General features: G+C 54.7%; 22 protein-coding genes. 17 read left to right on the forward strand and 5 right to left on the reverse strand.

Annotated elements, in window-relative coordinates; all coding sequences use genetic code 11:
• Positions 1-5 precede the first annotated feature (5 nt).
• Positions 6-1,358, reverse strand: coding sequence for an O-antigen ligase family protein (locus tag ACZZ0Q_RS17180; RefSeq protein ID WP_463541463.1), 1,353 nt, complete (start codon positions 1,356-1,358; stop codon positions 6-8).
• Positions 1,359-1,574: 216 nt separating this feature from the next.
• On the opposite strand from ACZZ0Q_RS17180, the gene ACZZ0Q_RS17185 reads away from it, so the two are divergent.
• Positions 1,575-2,219: an HAD-IA family hydrolase gene (locus ACZZ0Q_RS17185; RefSeq protein ID WP_463541462.1), complete on the forward strand. Its 645-nt coding sequence runs from the start codon at positions 1,575-1,577 to the stop codon at positions 2,217-2,219.
• A 47-nt stretch (positions 2,220-2,266) separates the two neighbouring features.
• Here the strand turns inward: ACZZ0Q_RS17185 and ACZZ0Q_RS17190 are convergent, their stop codons facing one another.
• Genes ACZZ0Q_RS17190 through ACZZ0Q_RS17200 form a run of 3 tightly spaced genes read right to left on the reverse strand, consistent with a single transcriptional unit; the run spans position 2,267 to position 4,849 of the window.
• Positions 2,267-3,448: an acetyl-CoA C-acetyltransferase gene (locus ACZZ0Q_RS17190; protein ID WP_463541461.1), complete on the reverse strand. Its 1,182-nt coding sequence runs from the start codon at positions 3,446-3,448 to the stop codon at positions 2,267-2,269.
• Positions 3,449-3,459: 11 nt separating this feature from the next.
• The gene (locus tag ACZZ0Q_RS17195; RefSeq protein WP_463541460.1) at positions 3,460-4,116 is read right to left on the reverse strand and encodes a CoA transferase subunit B; all 657 of its coding nucleotides are present in this window, start codon (positions 4,114-4,116) and stop codon (positions 3,460-3,462) included.
• A gap of 34 nt (positions 4,117-4,150) precedes the next feature.
• Entirely contained in the window at positions 4,151-4,849 is a 699-nt protein-coding gene (locus ACZZ0Q_RS17200; protein WP_463382006.1) for a CoA transferase subunit A, read from the reverse strand.
• Positions 4,850-4,999: 150 nt separating this feature from the next.
• Here ACZZ0Q_RS17200 and ACZZ0Q_RS17205 point away from each other — a divergent pair, with 150 nt between their 5' ends.
• A complete protein-coding gene (locus ACZZ0Q_RS17205; RefSeq protein ID WP_463541459.1) occupies positions 5,000-5,896 on the forward strand; it encodes a LysR family transcriptional regulator in 897 nt (298 codons plus the stop codon).
• On the opposite strand, the gene ACZZ0Q_RS17210 is transcribed toward ACZZ0Q_RS17205, so the two are convergent.
• The gene (locus tag ACZZ0Q_RS17210) at positions 5,893-6,060 is read right to left on the reverse strand and encodes a hypothetical protein (protein WP_463541458.1); all 168 of its coding nucleotides are present in this window, start codon (positions 6,058-6,060) and stop codon (positions 5,893-5,895) included. The two genes, ACZZ0Q_RS17205 and ACZZ0Q_RS17210, sit on opposite strands and share 4 nt — an antisense overlap.
• A 184-nt stretch (positions 6,061-6,244) precedes the next feature.
• Here ACZZ0Q_RS17210 and ACZZ0Q_RS17215 point away from each other — a divergent pair, with 184 nt between their 5' ends.
• From ACZZ0Q_RS17215 to ACZZ0Q_RS17285, 15 genes are all read left to right on the forward strand, one after another.
• The gene (locus ACZZ0Q_RS17215; RefSeq protein ID WP_463541457.1) at positions 6,245-7,759 is read left to right on the forward strand and encodes a CoA-acylating methylmalonate-semialdehyde dehydrogenase; all 1,515 of its coding nucleotides are present in this window, start codon (positions 6,245-6,247) and stop codon (positions 7,757-7,759) included.
• Positions 7,760-7,804: 45 nt separating this feature from the next.
• Positions 7,805-8,695, forward strand: a complete 891-nt coding sequence (mmsB, locus tag ACZZ0Q_RS17220) for a 3-hydroxyisobutyrate dehydrogenase (protein ID WP_463541456.1) — start codon at positions 7,805-7,807, stop codon at positions 8,693-8,695.
• 31 nt (positions 8,696-8,726) lie between these two features.
• Positions 8,727-9,878, forward strand: coding sequence for an acyl-CoA dehydrogenase family protein (locus tag ACZZ0Q_RS17225; RefSeq protein ID WP_463541455.1), 1,152 nt, complete (start codon positions 8,727-8,729; stop codon positions 9,876-9,878).
• A 409-nt stretch (positions 9,879-10,287) separates the two neighbouring features.
• The gene (locus ACZZ0Q_RS17230) at positions 10,288-11,736 is read left to right on the forward strand and encodes an MFS transporter (protein ID WP_463541454.1); all 1,449 of its coding nucleotides are present in this window, start codon (positions 10,288-10,290) and stop codon (positions 11,734-11,736) included.
• 157 nt (positions 11,737-11,893) lie between these two features.
• Complete coding sequence (locus ACZZ0Q_RS17235; protein ID WP_463542302.1) at positions 11,894-13,483, forward strand: malate:quinone oxidoreductase; 1,590 nt, start codon at positions 11,894-11,896, stop codon at positions 13,481-13,483.
• Positions 13,484-13,618: 135 nt separating this feature from the next.
• Complete coding sequence (locus ACZZ0Q_RS17240) at positions 13,619-14,032, forward strand: hypothetical protein (protein WP_463541453.1); 414 nt, start codon at positions 13,619-13,621, stop codon at positions 14,030-14,032.
• A gap of 272 nt (positions 14,033-14,304) precedes the next feature.
• Complete coding sequence (locus ACZZ0Q_RS17245) at positions 14,305-14,976, forward strand: nitroreductase (RefSeq protein WP_463541452.1); 672 nt, start codon at positions 14,305-14,307, stop codon at positions 14,974-14,976.
• Positions 14,977-15,070: 94 nt separating this feature from the next.
• Positions 15,071-15,316, forward strand: coding sequence for a DUF1654 domain-containing protein (locus tag ACZZ0Q_RS17250; RefSeq protein ID WP_463541451.1), 246 nt, complete (start codon positions 15,071-15,073; stop codon positions 15,314-15,316).
• A 571-nt stretch (positions 15,317-15,887) separates the two neighbouring features.
• Entirely contained in the window at positions 15,888-17,324 is a 1,437-nt protein-coding gene (locus ACZZ0Q_RS17255; RefSeq protein ID WP_463560781.1) for a hypothetical protein, read from the forward strand.
• The gene (locus tag ACZZ0Q_RS17260) at positions 17,321-20,131 is read left to right on the forward strand and encodes a hypothetical protein (RefSeq protein WP_463541448.1); all 2,811 of its coding nucleotides are present in this window, start codon (positions 17,321-17,323) and stop codon (positions 20,129-20,131) included. The genes ACZZ0Q_RS17255 and ACZZ0Q_RS17260 overlap by 4 nt, the downstream gene beginning before the upstream one ends.
• A 457-nt stretch (positions 20,132-20,588) precedes the next feature.
• A complete protein-coding gene (locus ACZZ0Q_RS17265) occupies positions 20,589-21,188 on the forward strand; it encodes a hypothetical protein (protein WP_463541447.1) in 600 nt (199 codons plus the stop codon).
• 121 nt (positions 21,189-21,309) lie between these two features.
• On the forward strand, positions 21,310-21,729 hold the full coding sequence (locus ACZZ0Q_RS17270; protein WP_463560783.1) for a DUF7673 family protein: 420 nt from the start codon (positions 21,310-21,312) through the stop codon (positions 21,727-21,729).
• 70 nt (positions 21,730-21,799) lie between these two features.
• On the forward strand, positions 21,800-22,159 hold the full coding sequence (locus tag ACZZ0Q_RS17275) for a histone-like nucleoid-structuring protein, MvaT/MvaU family (protein ID WP_463541445.1): 360 nt from the start codon (positions 21,800-21,802) through the stop codon (positions 22,157-22,159).
• 533 nt (positions 22,160-22,692) lie between these two features.
• Entirely contained in the window at positions 22,693-24,966 is a 2,274-nt protein-coding gene (locus ACZZ0Q_RS17280) for a KAP family P-loop NTPase fold protein (protein ID WP_463541444.1), read from the forward strand.
• 100 nt (positions 24,967-25,066) lie between these two features.
• Positions 25,067-25,846, forward strand: coding sequence for a hypothetical protein (locus ACZZ0Q_RS17285; protein ID WP_463560785.1), 780 nt, complete (start codon positions 25,067-25,069; stop codon positions 25,844-25,846).
• Position 25,847 lies beyond the last annotated feature (1 nt).

Raw genomic sequence — 25,847 nt, forward strand, 5'->3', positions numbered from 1 at the left:
CTTGATCAACCGCGATCCCGCGCGCGACGCTCGCGGTAGTGGTTGTTGGCGATCACGCCAATGGCGCAGATCACTACGTAGGTGGCGGCGTTGGCAGGAATTTGCAGGTTGAAGTCCACCAGCGAGTGAATCAGCAGCGCCACGATGCCCAGGCTGGCGCCAAAGCCCACCCCGGCCCGGTAGGTGGATTCGCCGCGCCACATGGCCCGTTGCGCGTGGTACAGGCCCAGCAGCACGAACACCAGCAACGGCAAGCTGCCGATCAGGCCGTACTCGATGATGAATTGCAGGTAGTCGTTGTGCGCGTGGTCGAAGTGCAGGGTAATTTCCGGCCCGGCATATTTGCCGAACAGCACTTCAAACGTGCCGGCGCCGTGGCCGGTCAGCCAGTGCTCTTTGGCCAGCGGCAGCGCTTGTTCGTAGACGGTGCCGCGCAGTTCGTTGGCAGCCTGAATGGTTTGCCCATCGACCACCACGGCTTGCAGTTGCGTGGAGGCGATGCGGTCCACAAGTTTGTCGAGGCCGAAGTATTGGCTGACGATCAGCACGTCGATCACCAGCAAACTCGCAAGAATGAGCCCGTTGCGCAGCCGATGGGTTTTGTCGGTCAGCAGGAATGTCCCGCCCACCAGCAGCAGACTGGTGAAAAACGCTCCGTTGCCCATGCGCGAATGGCTCATCACCAGCGCAATGGTCATCAGCACCAACGCCAAGCGCAGGCGCCCCTTGGGGCCCAGCAGCATCTCCAGCACATTGACCCAGCGAAACGGGCGCTCATCGCGCAGCGCCAGCAACAGGCCAATGCCCGCCGCCAGGGTTAACTCCAAATACCCGGCAAAATGGTTGCGGTTAACGAAGGTGCCGGTGGCGTCGCCCAGGTAATGGGTTTTCGCGCCGACGAGCAAATCTTCGACACCGGACAACGTCATTACCACCCCAAAAAACGCCTGAAACGTGCCGCTTATCACCAATACGGCGAGCAGCAGGCTTAGGCGTTTGCGCGTGCGGAACAGGTCGACCACCAGCAAGAACAGCAGGCTGTAAGCGATGCCAAGCATGAGGTATTGGAAGGTGGCAGCGCCGTCGACAGTCATGCCCGAAAGCCACTGCACCAGCACCCACACTTGGCTGAGCAGCAACAAGCCAAGCATCGGGAGCGCCGGGCGCAGCGTGGGGCCCATGTCGCGGTTGCGGCGCCAGGCGTTCAGCGCCCAGCCGGCACCTAGCGTGCAGCAGAAGAAAACCAACAGGCCCATGGACCAGTCGCGGTTGCTGCCAATCGGCAAGGGCAACCACAACAGCAGCAACAAGGCGCCGCTGATAAGCAGACGTTCCAGACGTTTAGAGGGAGCGGCCATGCCGGGCGTCCTTGCAAAAAATGAGTGAGTCGAAAAGCGCTCGTGGACCGCGACGGCACCGCAAACAGGGCCAAATGCTATCACCTCGACGGAGCGCGGCGAAACGCAAAATCCCGCGCCAGAGCCTCGCGCTGACGAATGACGGCTGCGGTTAAAACCCTGCTGGCCTGCTGTGGTCACAACAGCCCTACCCTCTTTTGCGAGCGACCCTCACACGTGACGATTGCCGGCCTTATTTTCGACTGCGATGGCACCTTGGTAGACAGCGAGCGCCTCGCCGCCCAGCTGCTGCATCAACTGCTCGCCGAACAACGCATCCACATGCCTGCCGAACAGGTGCTCACGCGCTTTCGCGGCATCCCCTTCGCCCAGTTCATCAGCGAACTGGTCGCCTTGTACCCCGCACTCAACGGCCACCACCTGGACCAGGAATTTCGTCGCCGCAGCTTGCCGCTGCTGCGCGACCACGTCGAAGAAATGCCCGGCGCCGTGGCGTTTGTGCGTGGCGCGACGCTGCCTATCTGCGTGGCCTCGAACGGGCCGCGCGCGAAGATCGAAACCAACTTGGCTGCCGTGGGTTTACTTGAAGTGTTCGGCGCCAGGATTGTTAGCGCTTATGAAGTAAATGCCTGGAAGCCTTCGCCACGGTTGATCGAGCATGCGGCGAACCTGATTGGCGTGCCGGTGGAGAAGTGTTTGTTGGTGGACGACAGCGTGCCAGGCGTGCAGGCCGGGATTAGCGCCGGGGCGCAGGTGGCAGGATATGGGGAGACGGATTTCAGCGAATTCGCCGGGGCGGCGAATTTTTATGGGGTGCAGGATTTTGTTGAGTTGGAGCGGTTGGTGAAGCGGTTGTCGTGATTGTGTGGGGGCGGCTAGGCGGTTTTCCGATTAGCCACCCCACCCGTTCAAGGCCGTTCCAGTGCCAGCGCTACGCCCTGCCCACCACCAATGCACAGCGTGGCCAAGCCTTTCTTGGCGTCACGTTTGATCATTTCGTGCAGCAAGGTCACCAGCACGCGGCAGCCTGAGGCGCCGATGGGGTGGCCGATGGCGATGGCGCCGCCGTTGACGTTGACCTTGCTCGCATCCCAGCCGAGTTCTTTGCCGACCGACAACGCCTGCGCGGCGAAGGCTTCGTTGGCTTCGATCAGGTCGAGTTGGTCGAGCGTCCAGCCGGCCTTTTCCAGGCAGCGTTTGGTGGCCGAAACCGGGGCGATGCCCATGATGGCGGGGTCGACGCCGGCATTGGCGTAGGCGGCGATTTTTGCCAGTACGGGCAGGCCCAACGCCTTGGCCTTGTCGGCGCTCATCAGGATTACGGCGGCGGCGCCGTCGTTAAGGCTGGAGGCATTGCCGGCGGTGACGGTGCCGTCCTTTTTGAAGGCCGGTTTGAGTTTGCCCAGCGCTTCGGCGGTGGTGCCGGCGCGGGGTTGTTCGTCGGTCGCGAACGCCACCGGGTCGCCTTTGCGCTGCGGGATCAGGATCGGCGTGATTTCGTCGTTGAAGCGCCCGCCTTCAATCGCGGCCACGGCTTTCTGCTGCGAGCCGGCGGCAAAGGCGTCTTGGGCTTCGCGGCTGATGGCGTATTTCTCCACCAGATTCTCGGCGGTGATGCCCATGTGGTAGTCGTTGAAGGCATCCCACAGGCCGTCGGTGATCATGCTGTCAATCACCTGCGCGTGGCCCATGCGCAAACCGGTACGAGCGCCCGGCATTACGTACGGGGCCAGGCTCATGTTTTCCTGGCCGCCGGCGATGATCACGTCGGCATCGCCGCAGCGGATGGCTTGGGCGCCGAGGTGCAGGGCTTTGAGGCCTGAGCCGCAGACTTTATTCAGGGTCAGCGCCGGAACCGCAACGGGCAGGCCGGCTTTGATCGCGGCTTGGCGCGCTGGGTTTTGTCCCGCGCCTGCGGTGAGCACCTGGCCGAGGATCACTTCATCCACTTCGGCGCCATCCAGGCCGGTTTTTTCCAGCAGCGCGCGGATTACGGCAGCGCCCAAATCAACGGCGGGAATGTTCGCCAACGAGCCTTGGAAACTGCCGACGGCGGTGCGGGTGGCGGCTACGATTACGACGTCTTGCATGGCATCACTCCTCAAAATTGCATTTCCGGCACGTGATCGGGAATCACCAGCTCACCTGCCGTTTTTGCTTTGATTTCTTCAACGCTCACGCCCGGCGCGCGCTCTTTGAGAATGAACGCGCCGTTGTCGATTTCCAGGTAGGCCAGGTCGGTAAGCACGCGCTTGATGCAACCCGCGCCGGTCAGCGGCAAGGTGCAGCGGGCCAGCAGTTTCGACTCGCCGTCTTTGGAGGCGTGGGTCATGGTGACGATGATGTTCTCTGCGCCGGCGACCAGATCCATCGCCCCGCCCATGCCTTTGACCAACTTGCCGGGCACCATCCACGAGGCGATGTTGCCTTGCACGTCCACTTCGAATGCGCCGAGCACGGTCAGGTCGATATGGCCGCCGCGAATCATGGCGAACGATTCAGCCGAGGAAAAAATCGACGCGCCGGTGCGGGCGGTCACGGTCTGTTTGCCGGCGTTGATCATGTCGGCGTCTATTTCGTCAGCAGTCGGAAAAGCGCCCATGCCGAGCAAGCCGTTCTCCGATTGCAGCATCACTTCCATGCCGTGCGGCACGTAGTTGGCGACGAGCGTGGGAATGCCGATGCCAAGGTTGACGTAGAAGCCGTCCTGCAATTCGCGGGCGACACGCTGGGCCATTTGTTCGCGGGTAAGCGCCATAGTTATTGTTCTCTGCAAAAAGGATGGGGACGGTTCAGGCACGCACGGTGCGTTGTTCAATGCGCTTCTCAAAGCGCCCGCAGATCAGGCGATCCACGTAAATACCGGGGGTGTGAATCTGCGTGGGGTCGAGTTCGCCCGGGGCGACGATTTCTTCCACTTCCACGACGGTGATCTTCCCGGCAGTGGCTGCCAGCGGGTTGAAGTTCTGCGCGGTGTGGCGGTACACGACATTGCCAAACCAGTCGGCTTTCCAGCCTTTGACGATGGCGAAATCGCCGGTGATTGCGGTTTCCATCAGATAGGCGCGGCCGTTGAAATCGCGGGTTTCCTTGCCTTCGGCAATTGGCGTACCGACACCTGTAGCGGTGAAGAACGCTGGAATGCCAGCGCCGCCCGCACGCATTTTCTCGGCCAGGGTGCCTTGTGGCGTCAGTTCAACTTCCAGCTCGCCGCTGAGCAATTGCTGCTCGAACAAAGCGTTTTCGCCCACGTAGGAGGCGATCATTTTGCGGATCTGCCGGTCTTCCAGCAGCACGCCCAAACCGAAACCATCGACGCCGCAGTTGTTGGACACCACGGTGAGGTCGCGCACGCCTTTGCGCTTGATCTCGGCAATCAGGTTCTCGGGAATGCCGCACAGGCCAAAGCCGCCTGCGAGCACAGTCATTCCGTCCTTCAGCCCAGCCAGGGCCTCTTCGTAAGAACCCACACGTTTATCGAAACCAGCCATGGGCGATGCCTCTCTTGTTGTTCGTGAAGGCCTCTGCCGGGCCGGAGGCATGAGTGTTGAGCGGACGGATATATTTGTTAAGTTGATTTTTAAAATGGATTGATTGATAAAACAGCATAATTTCACTGCCGTCTTTTTATCGAGCCCGCCATGACCGTCAAACAATTGCGCGCCTTTCTTGCAGTGGCTCAGAGCCTGAGTTTCGCCCAGGCCGGCGAGCGCCTTCATCTGTCGCAATCGGCCCTGAGCCTGACCATTAAGGGATTGGAAGAAGGGTTGGGCGGCAGGTTGTTTAGCCGCACCACTCGCAACGTCAGCCTGACGCCCGAAGGCGAAGCGCTGCTGCCGCTGGCGCGGCGTCTGCTGGCTGATTGGGAAAACGCCGAAGACCAATTGCGCCAACGATTTACCCTGCAACAAGGTCGCGTCACCTTGGCGGCCATGCCCTCGTTTGCAGGGAATTTGCTGCCGCCATTGCTGGTGGAGTTTCGCGCGCGGCACCCGAAGGTGAATGTGACGGTGAACGACGTTATCAATGAGCAAGTGATCGAGATGGTTCGCGACCGGCAGGTGGAATTGGGCATCGCCTTCGAGCCGCAGGCCGACGTCAGCTTGCACTTCACGCCGTTGTATCTGGACCGTTTCGTCGCCGTGGTGGCCGCCGATTCGCCGTTGGCCGAACGGCAGGAAGTTGAATGGACGACGCTGCTGGAATATCCCTTCGTGACGCTGCAACGCCCATCTACCGTGCGCTTTATGTTGGAAGATCATCTACGCCAACGTGGACTTAAATTGCCCGTGGCGTTTGAAAGCCACCAATTGGCGACGGTGGGCCGAATGGTTGCCAATGGCCTGGGCGTGAGTGCCGTGCCGGCGTTGTGTGTGGAGCAGATGCGTGAGCTGGGTGCGCGTTGTCTCACATTGCGTGAGCCAATTATCGAGCGAGCTATTGGGATTTTACGGAAGGAAGATCACGAATTATCGGTGGCCGCTCAGGCGTTATACGACACGTTATTGGCGGCCAAGCCGGAAGCTGCGGGGCATTAAGACACGGTCAGCAGGAAGTGCTCGAAGGACACAATCCAGTCGTATACGCGAACTGGAAATTCAGGTTGGGTGGCGGCCAGCGCCACAAGGGTGATAACAGCGAAGCCAATGCTTTGGGCGGCCCGTTGGAAAGGAGAGGAAGGGTTTACGTCGGATGGATGCATGATGAAAAACTCGCCAGGAAAAATGTCGGACGAGGATCACAGAGGGCTGGAAAACACTCTGTAGCAATGACATTCAAACGCTGTAGGAGGATTCCTAGGACTGTGGAATCGAGTGGCCTGTATCGCACAAAAGCTCACTGCTAAGCTCAGGGCTCGCTTTGCCAAAATAAGGTTGATAACAACAATGCAAACGACCGAAACGACTGCCGTCCCCACCGTAAAACTGTTGATTGGCGGTGAGCTGATCGACTCCACCAGCGCCCAGTGGCGCGACATCATCAACCCGGCCACGCAACAGGTGCTGGCGCGCGTGCCCTTCGCCACTCAGGCCGAGGTGGACGCCGCTATCAGCGCCGCCGCCGAGGCCTTCAAAACCTGGCGAAAAACGCCAATTGGCGCCCGCGCCCGGATATTTCTGAAATACCAGCACCTGATTCGCGAACACATGGTCGAGCTGGCGGCCATGCTCACCGCCGAGCAAGGCAAAACCCTGGCGGACGCAGAAGGTGATGTATTCCGTGGCTTGGAAGTGGTGGAGCACGCTGCCGGTATCGGCAACCTGCAATTGGGCGAGCTGGCCAACAATGTGGCCGGCGGCGTCGACACCTACACCCTGCTGCAACCTTTGGGTGTGTGCGCCGGCATTACCCCGTTCAACTTCCCGGCGATGATTCCGCTGTGGATGTTTCCCATGGCCATCGCCACCGGCAACACCTTCGTGCTCAAACCATCCGAGCAAGACCCGATGGTGACCATGCGCCTGGCCGAATTGGCGATGCAGGCCGGTGTGCCGCCCGGCGTGCTCAATGTGGTGCATGGCGGCGCCGACGTGGTGAACCGGCTGTGCGACCACCCGGACATCAAGGCCGTTTCGTTCGTCGGTTCCACCCAGGTCGGCACCCACGTGTACAACCGCGCCACGCAAAACGGCAAACGCGCGCAATGCATGATGGGCGCGAAAAACCACGCCATCGTCATGCCCGACGCCAACCGCCAGCAAACGCTGAACAACCTAGTGGGCGCGGCATTTGGCGCGGCCGGGCAACGCTGTATGGCGCTGTCGACGGTGATTTTGGTCGGCGAAGCGCAAACCTGGCTCCCCGAGCTGGTGGAGCGCAGCAAAACCCTGAAGCTCAACGCCGGTACCGAAGCCGGCGCTGACCTCGGCCCAGTGGTGTCGTGTACCGCGCTGGAACGTATTCATGGCCTGATTGCTGCGGGCGTTGAGGAAGGCGCGACGCTGGCCTTGGATGGTCGCAACCCCACGGTCGCGGGCTATGAGCGCGGCAATTTCGTCGCGCCGACCCTCTTCAGCGACGTAAAGCCGACCATGCGAATTTACCGTGAGGAAATTTTCGGCCCGGTGCTTTGCGTGATGAACGCCGCGACGCTCGACGAGGCCATCGCCCTGATCAATGCCAACCCCAATGGCAACGGCACGGCCATCTTCACCCGCTCCGGCGCGGCGGCTCGGCATTTCCAGGAGGAGATCGACGTTGGCCAGGTGGGCATCAATGTGCCGATTCCCGTGCCGGTGCCGATCTTCTCGTTCTCCGGTTCGCGCGCTTCCAAACTCGGCGACCTTGGCCCTTATGGCAAACAAGTCGTGCAGTTCTATACGCAGACCAAAACCGTGACCCAACGCTGGTTCGATGAAGAGGACGTGGGCGCGGTCAACACCACCATCACCTTGAAATAACCATGGCGTAGAGCCAGTCCTACAAATCCAATAAGAGGGACGTTTATGAATATCGGTTTTATTGGCCTGGGCAATATGGGCGGGCCCATGGCCTTGAACCTGCTCAAGGCTGGCCATTCGCTGCAGGTGTTCGATCTGGTGCCGGCCTCCGTCCAGCGCCTCACCGAGGCCGGTGCGCAAGCGCTGGGCTCGCCCGCTGAGATTGCCCGCAGCGAAGTCGAGCTGATCATCACCATGCTCCCCGCCGCCCGCCATGTGAAAGCCGTGTACCTGGGCGACGACGGATTGCTCGCCCATGTCGGCAACGGCGTTCGCCTGATCGACAGTTCCACCATCGACCCGATGACGGCCCGCGAGGTTGCCGCTGCAGCGGCCAAGCAAGGCAACCCGATGCTCGATGCACCGGTGTCTGGCGGCACGGGTGGCGCGGCGGCGGGCACGTTGACCTTTATGGTCGGCGGCAGCGCCAGCGATTTTGCCCAGGCGCAACCGGTGCTCGCGGCCATGGGCAAAAACATCGTGCACTGCGGCGCCGCGGGGAATGGCCAGGTGGCCAAAGTGGCGAACAACATGCTGCTGGGCATTTCCATGATTGGCGTCGCCGAGGCAATGAACCTCGGCGTAGCCCTGGGCATGGACGCCAAGGTGCTGGCCGGCGTGATCAATACATCCAGCGGCCGCTGCTGGAGTTCGGACACTTACAACCCCTTCCCCGGCGTGCTGGAAACCGCCCCGGCCGCGCGCGGTTACAGCGGGGGTTTCGGCACCGACCTGATGCTCAAAGACCTGGGCCTGGCCACCGAAGCGGCCAAGCAGGCGCAACAACCGGTGTTGCTCGGCGCCCTGGCGCAGCAGCTGTATCAAAGCTTCAGTGCCCAAGGCCATGGCGATCTGGATTTCTCCGCAATCATCAAGCTCTACAGCGGCAAAGCCTGATCCCTCACCTTTTTTTGACAGAGAACATTGCATGCACGACCTGGAACTGAGCGACGAACAACGCATGATCCGCGACATGGCGCGCGACTTCGCCCGCAGCGAAATCGCCCCACATTCCCAAGCCTGGGCCGAGGCCGGCTGGATTGACGACGCCGTGGTCGGGAAAATGGGCGAGCTGGGCTTGCTGGGCATGGTGGTGCCCGACACCTGGGGCGGCTCGTTTACCGACTACGTGGCGTACGCCCTGGCCGTCGAGGAAATTTCCGCCGCCGACGGCGCCACCGGCACGCTGATGAGCGTGCACAACTCCGTGGGCTGTGGCCCGGTGCTCAACTACGGCAGCGAGGCGCAAAAACAAGCCTGGCTGCCGGCCCTGGCGAGCGGCGAGGCGATTGGCTGCTTCTGCCTGACCGAGCCCCACGCCGGCTCCGAGGCCAACAACCTGCGCACCCGTGCCGAGCTGAAAGGTGACCATTGGGTGCTTAACGGCGCCAAGCAATTTGTTAGCAATGGCAAGCGCGCCAAGCTTGCCATTGTGTTCGCCGTAACCGATCCGGAGCTCGGCAAGAAGGGCCTTTCGGCCTTCTTGGTGCCCACCGAAAACCCGGGCTTTGTGGTGGATCGCAGCGAAAAGAAGATGGGTATCAAGGCCTCGGACACCTGCGCCGTCACCCTCAATAACTGCGTCATCCCGCAGGCCAACCTACTCGGCCTGCGCGGTAAAGGCCTGGCCATCGCGCTGTCCAATCTGGAGGGCGGCCGCATCGGCATCGCAGCTCAAGCGCTGGGCATCGCGCGTGCCGCCTTCGAGGCAGCGCTGGTTTACGCCCGTGAACGCGTGCAGTTTGGTCAGCCGATCATTGAGCACCAGAGCATCGCCAACAAACTGGCCGACATGCACACCCAGCTCAACGCCAGCCGCTTGCTGATTCTCCACGCGGCACGGCTGAAGACGGCCGGGCATCCGTGTTTGTCCGAAGCCTCGCAAGCGAAATTGTTTGCCTCGGAGATGGCCGAGCGGGTGTGCTCTGATGCCATTCAGATTCATGGTGGCTATGGCTATTTGGAGGATTATCCCGTCGAGCGCTACTACCGGGATGCGCGCATTACGCAGATTTACGAGGGGTCGAGCGAAATCCAGCGGCTGCTGATTGCCCGCGAATTGGCCCACTACGCCTTGTAAAGCAGAGCCAATTCGCAGGCAAAAAAAAGCCGCCCATTGCGCGGCGGCTTGAGTGAACGCTGAGCGTTCCATGGCATCCATGCTGACATTCCTTGTTACGCGTTGCGTAGGCTGAAGCTACGTAATGACTTAAAGACTACTTACTGACTACCGCTATCGTGACTTTACGTACTGCTTTGCAACTCACTGTGAACACAGGTTTGGCGAAGCGTGTCGCCGGAGGTAATTAGGCACCGCGCGCCCCTCACTAAAAAATCAGAAACGCCCTTGCAACCTGTAGGGAAACTCCACAAAAATGCTGTTTCCGCCGGTCTTGCAGGCGAACACCTACAGAACCTGGCGAGGTTCCTGCTGCCGATCCTGTTCCGCTCCACATCCCGCCTCAGCTTCCAGCCGTTAAGGGCCTGTTGTGACTGCCGCTTCTACTTCCGTTCCGCTCAGCCCGGCGCAACTGCGCAAAATTCTCTTGGGCCTGCTGCTTGGCATTTTTCTCTCAGCGCTGGACCAAACCATCGTTGCCGTGGCGTTGCCGGAAATCGGCTCGCAGTTGCCGGGCAGCGAAGTGCTGGCGTGGGTGGTGTCGGCCTACATGCTGGCCATGACCATTTCGACACCGTTCTTCGGCAAGCTCGGCGACCTGTTCGGCCGCCGCCGTTTGCTGCTGATTTCCATCAGCCTGTTTGTATTCGCCTCGGTGTTCTGCGCGCTGTCGCAAGACATGTGGCAACTGGTCGGCGCCCGGGCGCTGCAGGGTATTGGCGCCGGCGGCATGATCGCCACCATTCAGGCGCTGATTGGTGACCTCATCGCCCCGGCTGAACGCGGCCGCTACCAAGCGTGGTTCAGCGGCATGTTCGCCCTGGCCAGCCTGATCGGCCCGCCACTGGGCGGCCTGCTGAGCCAGCAACTGTCGTGGCGCTGGGTGTTTTGGGTGAATCTGCCGATTGGCTTGCTGGCGATCTGGCTGAGCCAAAAACGGCTGGCCGGCTTAGCGGAAAAACGCCGCAAGGCGCGGCTTGATTATCTCGGTGGCCTGCTGCTGCTCATCGGCTTGGGCAGCCTGTTGCTGTTGATCACTCGCCTGGGCCAGGAGCGCCAGTGGCTGACTCTGGAGAACGCGGCCGGCCTGGGGATCGCACTGGTTGGCTTGCTGCTGTTCGTGCTGCAAGAGCGGCGCGCCAGCGAGCCGGTCATTCCCATGGAATTGTTCCGTATCGGCCCCGTGCGCGCGGGCTGGTGTTTGCTGTTCTTCGCCAATTTTCAGGCCGTGGCGCTGGCCGTGCTGTTTCCCCTGCATGCCCACGCGCAGGGCGGGGCCAGCACCGGCGCCACGCAACTGATGGCCATCGCCATCGGCGCGCCGTTGGGGGCGTTTATTGGCGGACGAATGAGTTCGTTGCTCGGTCGCTATAAACCACTGATTCTCGCCGGCAACCTGCTATTGCCCGCCGCGCTGGTGGCCTTGGCGTTCCTGCCGCCCGAGCTGGGCGTGCTCAGCTTGCCGCTACTGATGTGCTGCGGCGTAGCGCTGGGCCTGCAATTTCCCACCTCGATGGTCGCCGTTCAAAGTGCGGCGCCGCTCAGCCATTTGGGCGTGGTGACGGCTGCGTGCGGGATGTTCCGGGGCCTGGGCGGCGCGCTGGGTGTCACGCTGCTGTCGAGCCTGCTGTGGCATTTGCTGCCCAGCGTCGACCCCGAGCACATCAGCGCCAGCCTCGGTCAGGTGGATAGCACGCTACTTCGCACTGCGTTCCGCGACTTGTTGCTGCTGGACGCTGCCATCGCCGCCATCCCCTTGCTGATCGCCCTGTGCATGGCCGACAACCCGTTGCGGCACAAAGTAGAAGCCGATACCTGACGGCGACATTCCGCCCGCCGCTGGCGGAATCCGGCCACATTCCATTCAGCCTTTTCCTCACGTTTGCGCCGAAAGCCCCGCCATGCGGCGCCCTGCCGCTCCTGGCCCCGGTCTTGCTGTATGCCGTCTGGATAGCAAACTGGAAATGGTCAAACTGATGAAAAAGCTGTTGTTAACCCTCGTCTGCCTGCTCGTTGTCGGCTGCGCAAAAACGCCCGAACCTGAGAAAACTGTCGATGTGCTGCTAATCGGCGGCGGCATCATGAGCGCCAGTCTGGGCACCTACCTGAACGAACTGGAGCCGGGCTGGAGCATCGACATTTACGAGCGCATGGGCCAGGTTGCCGAGGAAAGTTCGAACCCCTGGAACAACGCAGGCACCGGCCACTCGGCCTTCTGCGAACTGAACTACACGCCCGAAGTTGCCGACGGCAGCATCGACATCAGCAAAGCGGTGGCGATCAACGAATCTTTCGAAATTTCCAAGCAGTTCTGGGCGTATCAGGTTGAGCAAAAAGTGCTCAACAATCCCAAGACGTTTATCAATAACGTGCCGCACATGAGCTTCGTATGGGGTGATGAAAACGTCGCCTACCTGCATAAACGCCACGCGGCGTTGCAGCACAGCTCACTGTTTCGCGGCATGGAATATTCCGAAGACCCGGCGCAGATCAAACAGTGGATACCGCTGGTCATGGACGGCCGCGCTGAAGGCCAGAAGTTGGCGGCCACGCGCATGCCGATTGGCACCGACGTGAACTTCGGCGAAATCACCCGCCAGCTGTTCGGCTCGCTGACCACCCGGCCTGGCGTTGCGCTGCACCTGCAGCACGAAGTGCGCGACATGCTGCGCAACGACGACGGCACCTGGACCGTGGTGGTCGCCGACCTGGGCAACGCTGGAGAGTTGAAAAGCGTGAAAGCCAAGTTTGTGTTTATTGGTGCCGGTGGCGGCGCGCTGAAGCTGCTGCAGAAATCCGGTATCGCCGAGGCCGACGGTTACGCGGGCTTTCCGGTCGGCGGTGAATTCTTGGTGACCAAGAACCCGGAAATCGTCGCGCAGCACCAAGCCAAGGTGTACGGCAAAGCCTCAGTGGGCTCGCCGCCGATGTCCGTTCCGCATTTGGACACCCGCGTGATTGATGGTCAGAAAGCGCTGCTGTTCGGCCCCTTCGCCACCTTCTCGACCAAGTTCCTTATCAACGGCTCGCTGTGGGACATGTTCGGCGCCATGACCTGGCACAACCTGATGCCCATGGCCAATGCCGGGCTGGATAACACCTCGCTGACCACCTACTTGGTGGGCCAACTGATGCTCAGCCAGGACGACCGCATGGCCGCCCTGCGCGAGTATTTCCCCGAAGCCAAAGACGCCGACTGGGAGCTGGTGCACGCCGGCCAGCGCGTGCAAATCATCAAGAAAGACCCGCAGCTGGGAGGCGTGCTGCAGTTCGGCACCGAAGTGGTCAGCTCGGCAGACGGCAGCATCGCCGCGCTGCTCGGCGCCTCGCCTGGCGCCTCCACCGCCGCGCCGATCATGCTCTCGGTGCTGGAAAAAACCTTCAAAGACAAGGTCAAAACGCCCGAGTGGCAGGCCAAGCTGAAGGAAATCATTCCCTCGTACGGCAAAAAGCTGAACAACGACCTTGAGCTGACCAACGCCACTCGCGCCTGGAGCAGCGAGCGTCTGCAATTGCCCTTCGTGCAGGTACAGCCCGACAGCGACCCGATGGTCGACGCGCTCTAAGCGCACGCCCTGCCACGCGCCAGCCGCCTTGGCTGGCGCGTGGTCTCGCGGTGCAACGCTTGCGCTTGCGAGCCTACCGGTTGAACGGCACACTGCCCGCTCGCAGGCACATCGCCGCCCCTACTGGAGACACCCATGCCTGTAATGGATACCGACAAACGTATGGCCGCCCGCGCCTTCATTCTGGGCCACGCCGACGCGCTGAGCTGCACGGTGTACCGTCTCGACGAAAGCGACCCGGAAGCTGAAGAAGAAGATCTGGGCGACGGCAAAGTGCTGTTCGCCGGCCAATTCACGGCGCCGGCCGAGTGGGATGCGCAAGCCCATGAAGACTTCTTCGGCGATGCCGACCCTGGCCTGTTTTTCAACGCCTACATCGAAAGCGAAGCCAAGCCCGGCAGCAAAGCGCACTTCAGCGCCGAGATCGGCGACTACGTTGCGGCGCTGCCCGGCTTGGGCGAAGTGGTGATGTATTACGTGTACGACGCTGTGGAAGATGAAAGCGGCCGCCTGTGCGTGCTGATTCGCGACGAAGAACAGCCGGCGTAAGGCAGCGCCAAGGTTTGTTGGCGTCCTTCACGAAATCTTCACAATTTCTGCGCAATACTCCAGGCAGCTGAAGGATCAGCCCCTATCTGCAAACAGCCCGCTCCGTGCGGGCTTTTTGTTGTCTGCGATTTGCGAAGTCGTAAAAGTATCTCGGTCAAAACCGCCTGATCACTGGCGGTTTTGCGGCCACCGGAACGATTGCGTTCGGCACACGAAGTCCTTAGAACAGTGACAGCCCGCTGCTTACGCACTGCCATTAAAGGACGCCATTCATGTCTGTAGCCGACACCCTGAAAAAACGCATCTCGGTGCGCGCCTTTCTCGACACGCCGGTGGACGCCGCCACCGTCCACGCCCTGCTGGACGACGCACGCTGGTCGCCGTCGGGCGGCAATCTGCAACCGTGGAAAGTCATCGCCGTAGCAGGCGCGGAAAAAACCGCGCTGGAGCGTTTGGCCGTCGAAGCCATTATGAAAAACCCCAAGGGTGAAGTCGGCGAACACCCCATCTATCCCGACGGCCTTCAAGACCCCTACCGGGCGCGGCGCTACAAAATCGGCGAAGACATGTACGCGCTGCTGGGTATTCCCCGCGAAGACAAAGGCGCGCGGTTGAAGTGGATGTCGCGCAACTACCAATTCTTCGGCGCCCCGGTGGGCCTGTTCTTTGTCATCGACAAAGCCATGGGTAACGGGCAGTGGGCGCATGTCGGCATGTTTATGCAGTCGCTGGCCCTACTCGCCGAAGAACGCGGGCTGGGCACCTGCATGCAGGAAGCCTGGGCCATGGCGCGCGACAGCCTGCACCGGCATTTCGAACTCGCCGACAACGAAGTGGTGTATTGCGGCATGGCGTTGGGCTACCCGGACCGCGAGGCGACCATAAACCAGCTGCGCTCCGAGCGCGCGCCGGTTGAGGAATTCGCCCAGCTTCGCGGCTTCTGAATTCCAGCCAACAAAGCACCAATCAGCACTCGACATCTTAAAAACACGCGAACTAGAATACTGTATATCTAAACAGTAAAAGAGGTTTCGCAAGATGTCGAAAGCTGCCGTTCCTCGCCAGCCGAGCCAGTACGAACTACTCGCGACTCGCCTGCAACGCATCATCAACTCCCCCGCCGCGCAGAAATCGAAAACCGCCCTGCTCTACAAAGCGCCCGACGAATCCGATGACGACTGGGCACAGGTGCTGGCTGAAATTGGCGAAACCGACAACGTCACCATCGCCTACCGCGACGATGGTGGTGTGCACTTGTTCTGGGTGGTGCCGCAGGAAGACTGAACGAAGGCGCGGCGAAGCATTGTTGAAGCGATGGTGCCGTTGAGAGGAATCGAACTTTAATCTTTCAATTTCACCCACAGCACGCACTAACATCATGAATTTCATAATATTTCTAATGCACAGATGCCTCGCGCATTAGCCGCCCTCCACTCCACCGGGACTCCTTCCCTACCCAAGCGTCAGTCGACCTGGTCCTAACACTGAATCAGCACCCCATCGGAGGGATGCGCCGCTGGTTAATCCCCACCAGTTCAGACGGAAGAGCCTAGGAATTTAATCTTGAAAATGGCTTGAAGGAGCCACGATCAACAGATTTATAAATCATAACAATGACCACTTTAATTCCATGGAGAAATTAAAGAAAGGTCACACATTCTGCAATGTAAGCTACACAAACGAAAACGACAGAAAAAGTCCGACAATAGGGTAAACAGTCTTTATATTTCAACACTTTAAAACCAGTACTCAAATCGACAAAAAATAAACTCAAAACATCGCCACATATTAAACAACTAACCTTCTGCAAAAATACTCACTTGAATATGAGTTCAAAAAAAACTACATATTCCCAATGAAAAACAAACTCATAAATTTTGAACTACGACCTAAAGTCACACATGGAGTGACTTGCTTCGCGCTATTCTGGACAAAAGGAATCTTTAGCGGCGAAGAAAATAATGCTTTCCGAGTGTTCACAGATGCGCTATTAGTGGATACATTTTCATACAACACGATAAAGAACTATAGCTATGCCGCAGCACAAGCCTTAGATTACTTTGAAGTCGGATATGCGGTTTTAGGTGGGGTAACCACTGAAAATACCAATCTGCTAATAAGCGGATATTACGACTATCTAACCTGGGGAGACAGAAGCGATAGAGACTATTTAGAAAAAGTTCAGAAGTTAAAACCGAATAAACCAGTCAGTCCCAAATCCGCAGTCATTTACCACGCATCCGTAATAAAACTAATAAGAGCTGTAAATGAAAACATCACTAGCCTTGAAAGTCATAAAGTGTATGGCATAAATAATGAGCTTGACCATAGCCTAGCGGTATTCAAAACTTTTAGAAAAGCTGAGCAAAGTCTTAAATTTCATGAGAAGCGGAACTTAAGGAACAACTCTAGAGTAGGTTCTGTTATCAGTGGTGGACCAAGAAAAAAAATACCAAATCTTTTAGGGCATGTAAGCAGGCCATTTGGCGATGAAGAACAAGTTATAGATCCGAAGAAATTCTTCCCTTTGGAACACATTTGCTCACTGATAAACAACGCAGGCTCCTACCGCGATGCAGCTATCTGGGCCCTTATAGCGGCAACCAGTATTCGTCCTATAGAAGCGATTCAAATTCTGAAGGAAGACATTAACCTTCTAGAACGGAAAATCTATGCAATAGAACCCTTTACAAGACCAAACATTTCACATTCTTATACAGGCATTACACAAACCGAATTCAATAAACTTTCTTGGAAGGGACGAGCAACCAAACAAACCCTACTCCTTGAACCGTACGGAACATTATTCTTTTCCATGTTGGAGAAGTATTGGCTCTATGAGTACAAGCCAGATGTTGGACATAACTTCATTTTTCAAGCCTTGGATGGTTCACCACTATTTCTTCATGATTATGGATCGCAGGTTCTTAAAGGCTTTCGTATCGCAGCGGAAGCCACACTCAATGAAACAGATATTAACAACCGGAAAAGACTGGGACTTCACAGCCTAAGACACAGTTACTGCGTTTACTTTAAAAATTTCTTCGAACATACGCACGGCTGCGGTCTATCTAATGACGAGTTAATGATGCTCACTGGGCATCACTCCGCATCAGCCCTAGAGAAATACGCAGTCGTCGAATATGAATTATTACTAGAAAAGATCGCAAAGGGTAGAAATCACTTCACGCACGACACCCCTCGTGCGGAACAAGAAATGATGATCGGTTTTCACATGACGAGAATTGAAGAGTTACGTCAAGAACTCAAATATGAAACCAAGAAAAAATGATAAATACATCCAATTTCGTTCACTATACTGATACTGGTGAAAAGCTATATCTAGGGTTAATTAGCGCATTCAAGAATGTAGCTGAAATACATGGCAACCACCTTAAAAGCCTATCAGTAAAAAACCCCGACGCAGGTAACGCCGCGAAATACTTTGGCCGCTTCTTAGTAACCTCAAAAAATTATATTGATATAGCATTAGCGTTAGAAAATATAGCACCTAAAAAACATTTTCACGAAGCTACGGACGAAGTAGAAGTGCTATCGCGAGCAGCAGGTTTGAATATCTACAAAGGTAACTATCGAGGAGTTCGCCAAGGCGCAAGAGTAGCACTACTTTACTTACACAAATATCGGCTCGCGGTACTTCCAGTAACTTTCTCGCGACCAAATTTAATATGGCTGAAGGACTTGCCAGATGAGCTTGCATGTTATACCGAGCTAGAGTTGGCATTATTGAGGATACCGCTCCAGCCTGTCACTGGTCAAAGAGGCATTGATCGAGACACTAAACTCGAAAATTTGCGTTGGGCTGTTTGCGGCGGAATGAAGCTATGTTTAGCTTCATCTTGGTTTGAACCCGAGAACCTATCCATTTCGGATATGAGAGCTTGGAAGAATTATGTATATCATGGTGAAAAACGGAAAAATATCTCTATTACACCTGTAATGGAATTTTTTGCAAAAGAATTTAAAAACCGGGTGTTATTCTCAAGTATTGACTTGAACAACGAATGGCGACAGAAGACAAACATTTTCGCACCAAGCATGCCTGAGTATTTGAAATCAGTACTCCACAACTCCGTATCTGCCGACGAACTACTTATAACCCTGAAGAGAGACAAACTTTTTATATTTTCAACAATAGACCACCTTCGAATCAATGAATTCGGAGTACATGATTATCTTAAATCTGCATGTTTCAAACACCCCGAAACTGTGCACCACTGGTCCAACGCACAGAAAAGCTACTTAGATCAAAAAAATTACGAGAACCCAAAAAACAACATAAGAGCCTTAGGAATTCTAAACTCATATCTATTTATATATCTTCCAGCCTGGATGAAACAAAACCCCAACTCAAATTACATTTACCCAATCCACCCTTACGACTTTACCGCGTCCCATTATAAATACGATGGAGATGTTAAAGACCGCCCGCTATCATTCATTGAGTATCATGCCTCATGTAATTACGTTCAAAGCTATGCATCCATGCATATATACTTGAGCTTTTTTGAGCATGTTGTTTTTAACGCACCGGATGAAGCAGGAATTCTCAGCAACCCAGTAACTAAACTCCCGCGTTCGAAGCGGTATGTCACCGTCACGAAGAATATTTTCACATCCGATATATTCCCAATCTTAGTCGAGTTTTGCTGGGCATTAGAATCACTTTGCAGCCACCTTGAATATAATCCAGAGGCCGCACATACAATCTCAAAGGCTCCATTCAATAAAAATTCATTTCAAACCTCCGAGCTTGGATACACGCCTTTAGTGTCTTTAGATGGACACTACCATCCGATACTTTCAATTTCCTCAGGAATGATTAACACCATTCAACATAACGGAGCTGCATATTTTTATCCGGGATCAATTAGGCTTACGGTCGCACAACTGGAAACTGGAATCAGAACTCAAGGCCTTCAGTGGCTATGCGCTTTAAAATTTATGCAACATACAAAGAGGTCCACAGCAAACCCCTACATGATAAACAGGCTTCACATTAACACTGACAAAGTTAACCCCTACGGCCTGAACATATTTGTTTTAAATAAAGTTCTGCACCTTTTACAACGCCAAGATCACTGGCGCAGGCATATGGTGGAGGAGCAAGAATGCGAGGTATTTAGCGAAAAGGTAAACTATGAAAGAAAGAAAAAAACAAAATTCAAAGATATTCTATGCCTTTTTGCATATGACCCTATAGTTGGAGGGCCTTTCTCGGATGCCTTTTATGCTCTGCGCTGGAGCCACATATGTTTAACTTTCCAGACTTGGTATAACAGCTTCTCTGCTGAAAAAATTAGACTTGTGGCCTTGATTCCGGCAAAGCTGACAGGGTCCAAAGGCACTTTTTATAGCTGGGAGGATTGGGAATTATCTAAATACTCTGATGGTGTAAAGATCGATAAAGAAAACGGATGCCCATACTGCCCGGTAACGTTAAGAACACATGTAACTCCACACGGTATCAGAGCAACCTTCGTAACAGAGTACTCTCACGTTCTTGACCCAGTCACTATGGGAAATCTTACGGGTCAATCAGCCATCGTTGTAGGAAGCTACAACAAAGGCCACTCATATCTACATCGGAAATTAGAAGGTGCACTCAATCGACTTGAGCCAGCTTTCCAGCCCATCCAAAAAGTCAATGACCTGCTACTCACTCCGAGTGAAATATTAGATCGTGTCAATTTAGCGCGCCACAATGACACGCTCCCACAAATAATTATGGAACTAGGGTTAATTTCTCCACCCACACTCGGCGAACGCCAAGGCGAAGTAAATGGTCTTCAAATTATTGCAAAAGAGCGTTCGGCACATTTAGCAGAAGCGACAACTCATCTCTGCCCTTTCGGAATGATCTGCCCAAATCATATCAGGCAAGCGTTCAACGGGCTAAAGCGGTGCGCTCTATGCCCTTACGCAATTTTCTCCGTAAACAATATCATCAGAGTATCCGCGTACAAAAATAAAATCGCCGAGAATCTAGCAGATTGCAAAATTAAACTTTCGTCTGATCACGTTCACCTCAGCGATCTCGAAAAACACGAGGCTCAGCATCAGATTAATTCTTGCTGAAGATGTAGTTCACTGGCTCGTAATCGAGGAATCGCTTCATGCGGTCATCGAGGACCCGGATTTTATTAGCCAACATAAATATCTCACAGGCAACAGAGATTCCGTATTTGAGCAAATAGGAAGGTATGAGCTGCCTGGCGATTCTGAGACAGCCTTCATGCTCCGACTTGATCAAGTGGAAGTAATGCCTCATTACAACTCAGATTTTTTTTCTCAAAGGATGGAACGTGTACGTCGTGAAATCTTACTGCAAGACGGCAGATTTCTTGAAGCTGTAATGAACCCCAACCCTTCGCTACTAGCATTCGAGCTTTCAGGCATCATCCGCGACAAAGCGTCAGATCCTAACTTTGATCTACAGGAAATCTTTCGCCTAGTAAGTCTTCCACCAGAAGAATATCGAGCATCTCTCTCGAAAGTGTTCACACCCAGCCAACTTAAATTTCTTGAGTAAAATATGGGCGGACCAGAAAATCTGGCAAAGTGGCAAGCGAACCGGATCCCTCAGAGGATGCGAGTACTTGAAGCTTGTATTTCTGATGTTAAACGTCAAAACATTCAGTTTAAATGCATTTCACATCTTGCAAAATATTTGAGTGAGCAGGTTACAAAGACCGAGGAGCAAAACCTACGCACCCTATCCAACCAACGAAAGTGCCATTATACAGTTTTGCTTCGCGCCCCTTACAGAGAAAAATTAGACGAACTGATTCCATTAAAACAGAAAAACGAAGCACTTGATCGAGCCAGACGAGACCTACACAGAGCACAATCTGAAATCTTACAGATTTCTAATAAATTAACCGGCATACAGCAAATTAACGTAACTCTTCAAAGTGAGCTAGATAAGCTACGACATCCTAGCGATTATATTCTAGGGCAGAACAATCCGGATGCCGATGCTCCATACCTCATGATCAAGTCGCTACTTAGGGCATTTCAAGCATTTTGGATATTGGAAGACGGCAAGATTTTAGAAGCCACTGCGCTAAAAAAAGAAATAGTCTCCAGCAAACTTACCTCTAATTTTATACGTTGGGAGGACGAACACAAATGACTCACAAGAAAGACTTCCATACTTAGGCTCAAGCTTCCGTAGTCCAAAATCATTTGCGTTCATCAGTCCTGCTACTAACTTTATTGATATTTATTCCAATTATTTTATGTGAGGGCCATCTATGGACAGTCCTAAAACTCTTTTGGTCAACGGTACGTCTGCGTTCATCAGGCTATTGAAGACCTCCCAGAATCGTTCTGAAGTAGGTAAGACTTGTGGTCGCTTTCTGCTTGGTTTGCAGAAGGACACCTGGCTATTCGATCTAAATAGTCTTGCCTGCCTCGAAACCGCTCTGCATGCAGATGTTCTTTCGGTTCTAGCGCTGCGCCGAAATCATCCTGGCGAAGTCGATAGTTGGTTCGACGAGGGGGGAGACATCTGGAGGGTGTTAAAGATACGGTGGTCCACGCCTGATGAAGCTATGTCATTTCGGCTAGAGATGTTTGACCAGTGGCTTTACTACCATAGCCCAGAAAACAGACAACTGCTCATCATCCAGTATTATGAAAAACTCTTTAAACTTCCGGTCCAGCTCGATTGAAATGGCAGCCGTGTAGATTAACATCACCGGATAACTCTCGATCAATGAGCCACTATAGTAAGGATCCCTAATGTCTAAAATAGCAGAATTCAAAGCCTTAGAAGCCCAACTGGCCGAACAACTGAAACAGCTCGAATCGCTTCGTAACGATGACGGTCTGAAGAAAGAGATCGAGTTTGAAAACAAACTACGCGCGCTCATGGCCGAGTACGGAGTGAGCCTGCGTGAAGTCATCGCAATCGTTGAGCCGCAACGCTCTAAGGCTGCCGTTAAGCCCCAGGTAGCTGGTCTGCGTCGTGAGCGCACGCTGAAGGTTTACAAGAACCCGGAATCGGGTGAAGTTGTTGAAACCAAGGGCGGTAACCACAAGGTTCTGAAAGCATGGAAAGCGAAATTCGGTGCAGAGAAGGTAGATAGCTGGCTCCAATAGCCGAATTTGATCTACGCAGTGACCCCTTAAGGGCTAGCCGTTCAATCTGTCGAAACTCATCGCCCGATGACGTTCTCGTACAACCATCGGCCTTAGGCTGATCCAAGCAGCATGGCCAGGGTCATGTCCTCCCTGCTGCTTGGAAAAACTAGGCCGTCTTCCAAGCCACGTGCCCGACTCCTCACTCGCCTAATGCGCGTCCCCACTGCCAAAGGTTTAATGGACTCAATTGGGTGTAAATGGGTGTGTAATTGGGTATGGAGGCGTCCTTCCTCATTTAAAATTCGCATGCCCTAGGGAAGGTCCTTTTCTATGAATTTGGCTTTTCGCATAAATTTGCTGATTAGCAAATTTATCGATTTTAGCTAACGCTCCCGAATTTCGTTTTCAGCGACTTTGCAATTCACGCTGCAGATCAGGCTATCGATTGGTCTCGGGAAACCCTCGGTTTCGATATGCTCTCTCAAAGATTTAGCCAAGGCGGCAATCGGCCGCTCGAACCATTTGATATCCCGTCTGCCGGGGCGCAGCTAATGACCAACGACGAATTGCAATTCACTGATGACCGACCGATCACAACGCAGAAACAAGATCTTCTCGATCGTGCCGGCTTTGCTCAACGCCTCGCCCTGGCTATTAGCTCCTGGGAAAACCAAGAAAGCCTGGTGATAAGCCTCACAGGAGGCTGGGGTAGCGGGAAGACCTCGATCAAAAACATGACTCTGGATCACTTGGCGGCGATCCGAGGCTGCCAGGTTACTGAGTTCAACCCGTGGCAGTGGGCTGGGCAGGATAATTTGAGCAACGCTTTCTTTGCGGAAATCTCCCGAGTCATACAGTGCAAAGACTCTAGCGAAGACGATAAGAAACTGGCCAAGCTGCTCCGGTCGTATAGCCGTCGCCTCAATACCGGAGCCAGCTTGGCTGACGGCACGGCTAAGTTGTTGCCGATACTCCTTGCATCGACCGTGGCAACTAGCCTGCTTGGGACCTTTGCACAGGGCACGATTGCGCAAATCACATGGCTTGCAGTTGCAGGAGCCGGCGCTCTCGGCAGCGCTTCCCTGGTTTTGCAGCGAGGTGGTGCATGGCTTGCCAAATGGGCCAAGAGCTTAGATGAAGATGCCAAAGACTCGGCGCTAACACTCAGTCAGCTCAGGGAAAAACTCCAGAAATTGCTAAGCATCCGGGACAAGCCTTTGTTGGTAGTTTTGGATGACCTGGATCGGCTGTCACCGAAACAGATGAAGGGTATTTTTCAGCTGGTTAAAGCCCACATGGATTTCGCCAATGTGGTGTTCCTCTTACTGTTTCAACGGGACACGATCGAACAGGGCTTGCTCAAGGCAGGATTCAACGGAGCGGACTATCTAGAAAAAATCATTCAGGTCCCCTTCAGCGTGCCAGCGATCGCGTCAAGCCAGTTGGAGGCTTTGCTTTTCCAGAGGCTGGACGAAATTCTGGCCCGCGAGCCACAACTGCTGCAGCGCTTCGAGCAGGACTACTGGAACCAAGTCTTTCAGCGTGGAATGCGGCTGTTTTTTAGCAACCTACGTCACGTCTATCGATATTCCTCCACCTTGGCGTTTCACTGTCGGTTGCTTCGTGGCACAGAAGTCGCTGAGGTTAATGCGGTCGACCTGTTCGCTTTGGAATGCTTGCGTGTCTTCGCTCCAGAGACCTATGCGGAGCTACCGAAACAAAAGGCGTTGCTAACGGGGACCGATACATATTCCCGACAGGATGAGCAGCAGCGTGCACGCATCACCCAAGTGGTGGATCAACTAGTCAGTCTCGCTCCGGTGCCTCATCAGGCTGCCACCCGGCAGCTGCTACAGGTAATGTTTCCGACGCTGGATTGGGTGTTCCGCAACATGAGCTACGATCAGGGGATTCAGCTTCGCTGGCTAGCAAATTCGCGCGTGTGCTGCGATGAGGTTTTCGATCGCTACTTTCAGATGTCCATACCTGAGCAGGATGTTCCTAATTCGTTGCTCCATGAATTAGGCCGGCGAATCACTGAGCCCGAATCATTTACCACCCTGCTAATCAGCCAAGCGGAAGATCGCCAAGCGGAAATTCTCCAGCGTTTGCTCGGATTGGCGGAAGAGTTTCCTACTGATCAACCGGTTGAGGTGGTGCACGCGTTACTACACGCAGGTGAGCGGGTTGGTCGCAAAGGGTCATTCACCAACTGGTCCCCGCGACAGCAGGTCACTCGACTATTACGACTGTATCTCCAGCGCTTTGATCAGGAGGCTTACCGTAGCCAACTAGTCATTGAGGCTTTCGCGTTGAGCCCAGGACTTGTCGTAGTTGATCAATTGTTGGCAGCCGATTACGCACTCCGCAGGGATGGTGATGTAGGTTATTTTGATGACGATGGGCTAGAGCAGTTGAAAGACATCTACCTGCGGAAATTGCTTGAGAAGGCTGATAGCGACCCTGACGAGTTCCTGGAGGATGAGGATCACGCGTCATACCTCTATGACCTGAACCGTTACAGCGAGGGTGGTGACGCGGGTCGCCGCTGGGTCAAGGAGAATGCCACCTCTCCGACACGATTCCTCCAATTTGCACAAGGCCAGGTTAGCGTCCGGACTTCCCGCAGAGGCGGCACAACTACGCAGACCTCTTACATTCCAGTTAGCTCATTGACAGATTATTTGGAGTTAGAGCGCTGGACAGAATGGGTGGCACGGCTCGACTTACTCGAACTGACCGAAGATCAAAACCGAACGCTGGATTTGGTCAAGGCGGCGCTTGCTCAATCTGAGTTGGATGATGCCGAAGAGAGGAGCAGGTAACCGCGACAACGGCGCCTAATAGCACTCTTGTCGCCACCGCCGCTCACTGTAATGATGCGCACTTTTATGATTGGCGCAGCATGCGAAGTGGTAATCAAGGATGGCGATGCAAAAAGGTCGGATTAGGCTAGGAAAATGCAGGGTGGTGTTCTTCGATTTGGAGTTCTACGTTCCGGAGGAGAAACGCTCAGAGTCGGGCTTTTGCTACAACCCCTGGGACAAGGACTGTAAGTTCCTCGGTGGCTCGTTTCTGGTTGCGAATCCAGAGCGGGATTTCAATATCGCAAAATCTGAAGTCCACAAAAAGACCAAGTCGTTTTGGTTATGGGAGCATGCGTCAGAGAAAGAGATGCTTGAGAGCATCTATGCATTGCTCAAATCTGCATGTGACAAGGTGAAAGACGCCCATGATGGGGCAGTATCTGCAGTCTTGTGCGGAATCGGGATCATCTCTTCCGACGTTCCGATTCTTTTTGAGCTGTTTAAGCGCTTTCACATTCTTTCAAATCAAGATGCATTTGCTCTTCAAAATAGCTTTAGGATCGTCGACCTTTCACAGATCGCAATTGGCACTTTCAACAACCCTAGCAATCTCTTATATCCAAAATCGAAAAATCACATTCTTAACAAATACATGTACGGAGTTAAGTTCGAGTCGGGCAAAAGCGTTTGGCAGCTTTATGAAACAAAGAGCTACGCTGAAATTCAGAATCGAGTACTGGATGAGGTGTATTCGACTCATAAATGCTACGAGTTAATTCAGTCAGACTTTATTTCGTTCAAGAATCTTGAGTCTAGGAATAAAAGGCTTGAGAAGCTCCTTATCAAAGCAAAAGATGTAGCATCTGAGGTTCCATCTGAAGCTCAACTCTCAGAATAAT

This window comes from Pseudomonas sp. AC070, assembly GCF_979258635.1.

Excerpts from the sequence above, each read along its gene's own strand:
- ACZZ0Q_RS17260 (WP_463541448.1), top strand. The coding sequence starts at position 17,321 with ATGATAAATACATCCAATTTCGTTCACTATACTGATACTGGTGAAAAG.
- ACZZ0Q_RS17235 (WP_463542302.1), top strand. The coding sequence starts at position 11,894 with ATGAAAAAGCTGTTGTTAACCCTCGTCTGCCTGCTCGTTGTCGGCTGC.
- ACZZ0Q_RS17205 (WP_463541459.1), top strand. The coding sequence starts at position 5,000 with ATGACCGTCAAACAATTGCGCGCCTTTCTTGCAGTGGCTCAGAGCCTG.
- ACZZ0Q_RS17225 (WP_463541455.1), top strand. The coding sequence starts at position 8,727 with ATGCACGACCTGGAACTGAGCGACGAACAACGCATGATCCGCGACATG.
- ACZZ0Q_RS17245 (WP_463541452.1), top strand. The coding sequence starts at position 14,305 with ATGTCTGTAGCCGACACCCTGAAAAAACGCATCTCGGTGCGCGCCTTT.
- ACZZ0Q_RS17200 (WP_463382006.1), bottom strand. The coding sequence starts at position 4,849 with ATGGCTGGTTTCGATAAACGTGTGGGTTCTTACGAAGAGGCCCTGGCT.
- ACZZ0Q_RS17195 (WP_463541460.1), bottom strand. The coding sequence starts at position 4,116 with ATGGCGCTTACCCGCGAACAAATGGCCCAGCGTGTCGCCCGCGAATTG.
- ACZZ0Q_RS17255 (WP_463560781.1), top strand. The coding sequence starts at position 15,888 with ATGAAAAACAAACTCATAAATTTTGAACTACGACCTAAAGTCACACAT.
- ACZZ0Q_RS17285 (WP_463560785.1), top strand. The coding sequence starts at position 25,067 with ATGGCGATGCAAAAAGGTCGGATTAGGCTAGGAAAATGCAGGGTGGTG.
- ACZZ0Q_RS17240 (WP_463541453.1), top strand. The coding sequence starts at position 13,619 with ATGCCTGTAATGGATACCGACAAACGTATGGCCGCCCGCGCCTTCATT.
- ACZZ0Q_RS17210 (WP_463541458.1), bottom strand. The coding sequence starts at position 6,060 with ATGCATCCATCCGACGTAAACCCTTCCTCTCCTTTCCAACGGGCCGCC.
- ACZZ0Q_RS17280 (WP_463541444.1), top strand. The coding sequence starts at position 22,693 with ATGACCAACGACGAATTGCAATTCACTGATGACCGACCGATCACAACG.
- ACZZ0Q_RS17190 (WP_463541461.1), bottom strand. The coding sequence starts at position 3,448 with ATGCAAGACGTCGTAATCGTAGCCGCCACCCGCACCGCCGTCGGCAGT.
- mmsB (WP_463541456.1), top strand. The coding sequence starts at position 7,805 with ATGAATATCGGTTTTATTGGCCTGGGCAATATGGGCGGGCCCATGGCC.
- ACZZ0Q_RS17250 (WP_463541451.1), top strand. The coding sequence starts at position 15,071 with ATGTCGAAAGCTGCCGTTCCTCGCCAGCCGAGCCAGTACGAACTACTC.
- ACZZ0Q_RS17270 (WP_463560783.1), top strand. The coding sequence starts at position 21,310 with ATGGACAGTCCTAAAACTCTTTTGGTCAACGGTACGTCTGCGTTCATC.
- ACZZ0Q_RS17265 (WP_463541447.1), top strand. The coding sequence starts at position 20,589 with ATGGGCGGACCAGAAAATCTGGCAAAGTGGCAAGCGAACCGGATCCCT.
- ACZZ0Q_RS17180 (WP_463541463.1), bottom strand. The coding sequence starts at position 1,358 with ATGGCCGCTCCCTCTAAACGTCTGGAACGTCTGCTTATCAGCGGCGCC.
- ACZZ0Q_RS17275 (WP_463541445.1), top strand. The coding sequence starts at position 21,800 with ATGTCTAAAATAGCAGAATTCAAAGCCTTAGAAGCCCAACTGGCCGAA.
- ACZZ0Q_RS17215 (WP_463541457.1), top strand. The coding sequence starts at position 6,245 with ATGCAAACGACCGAAACGACTGCCGTCCCCACCGTAAAACTGTTGATT.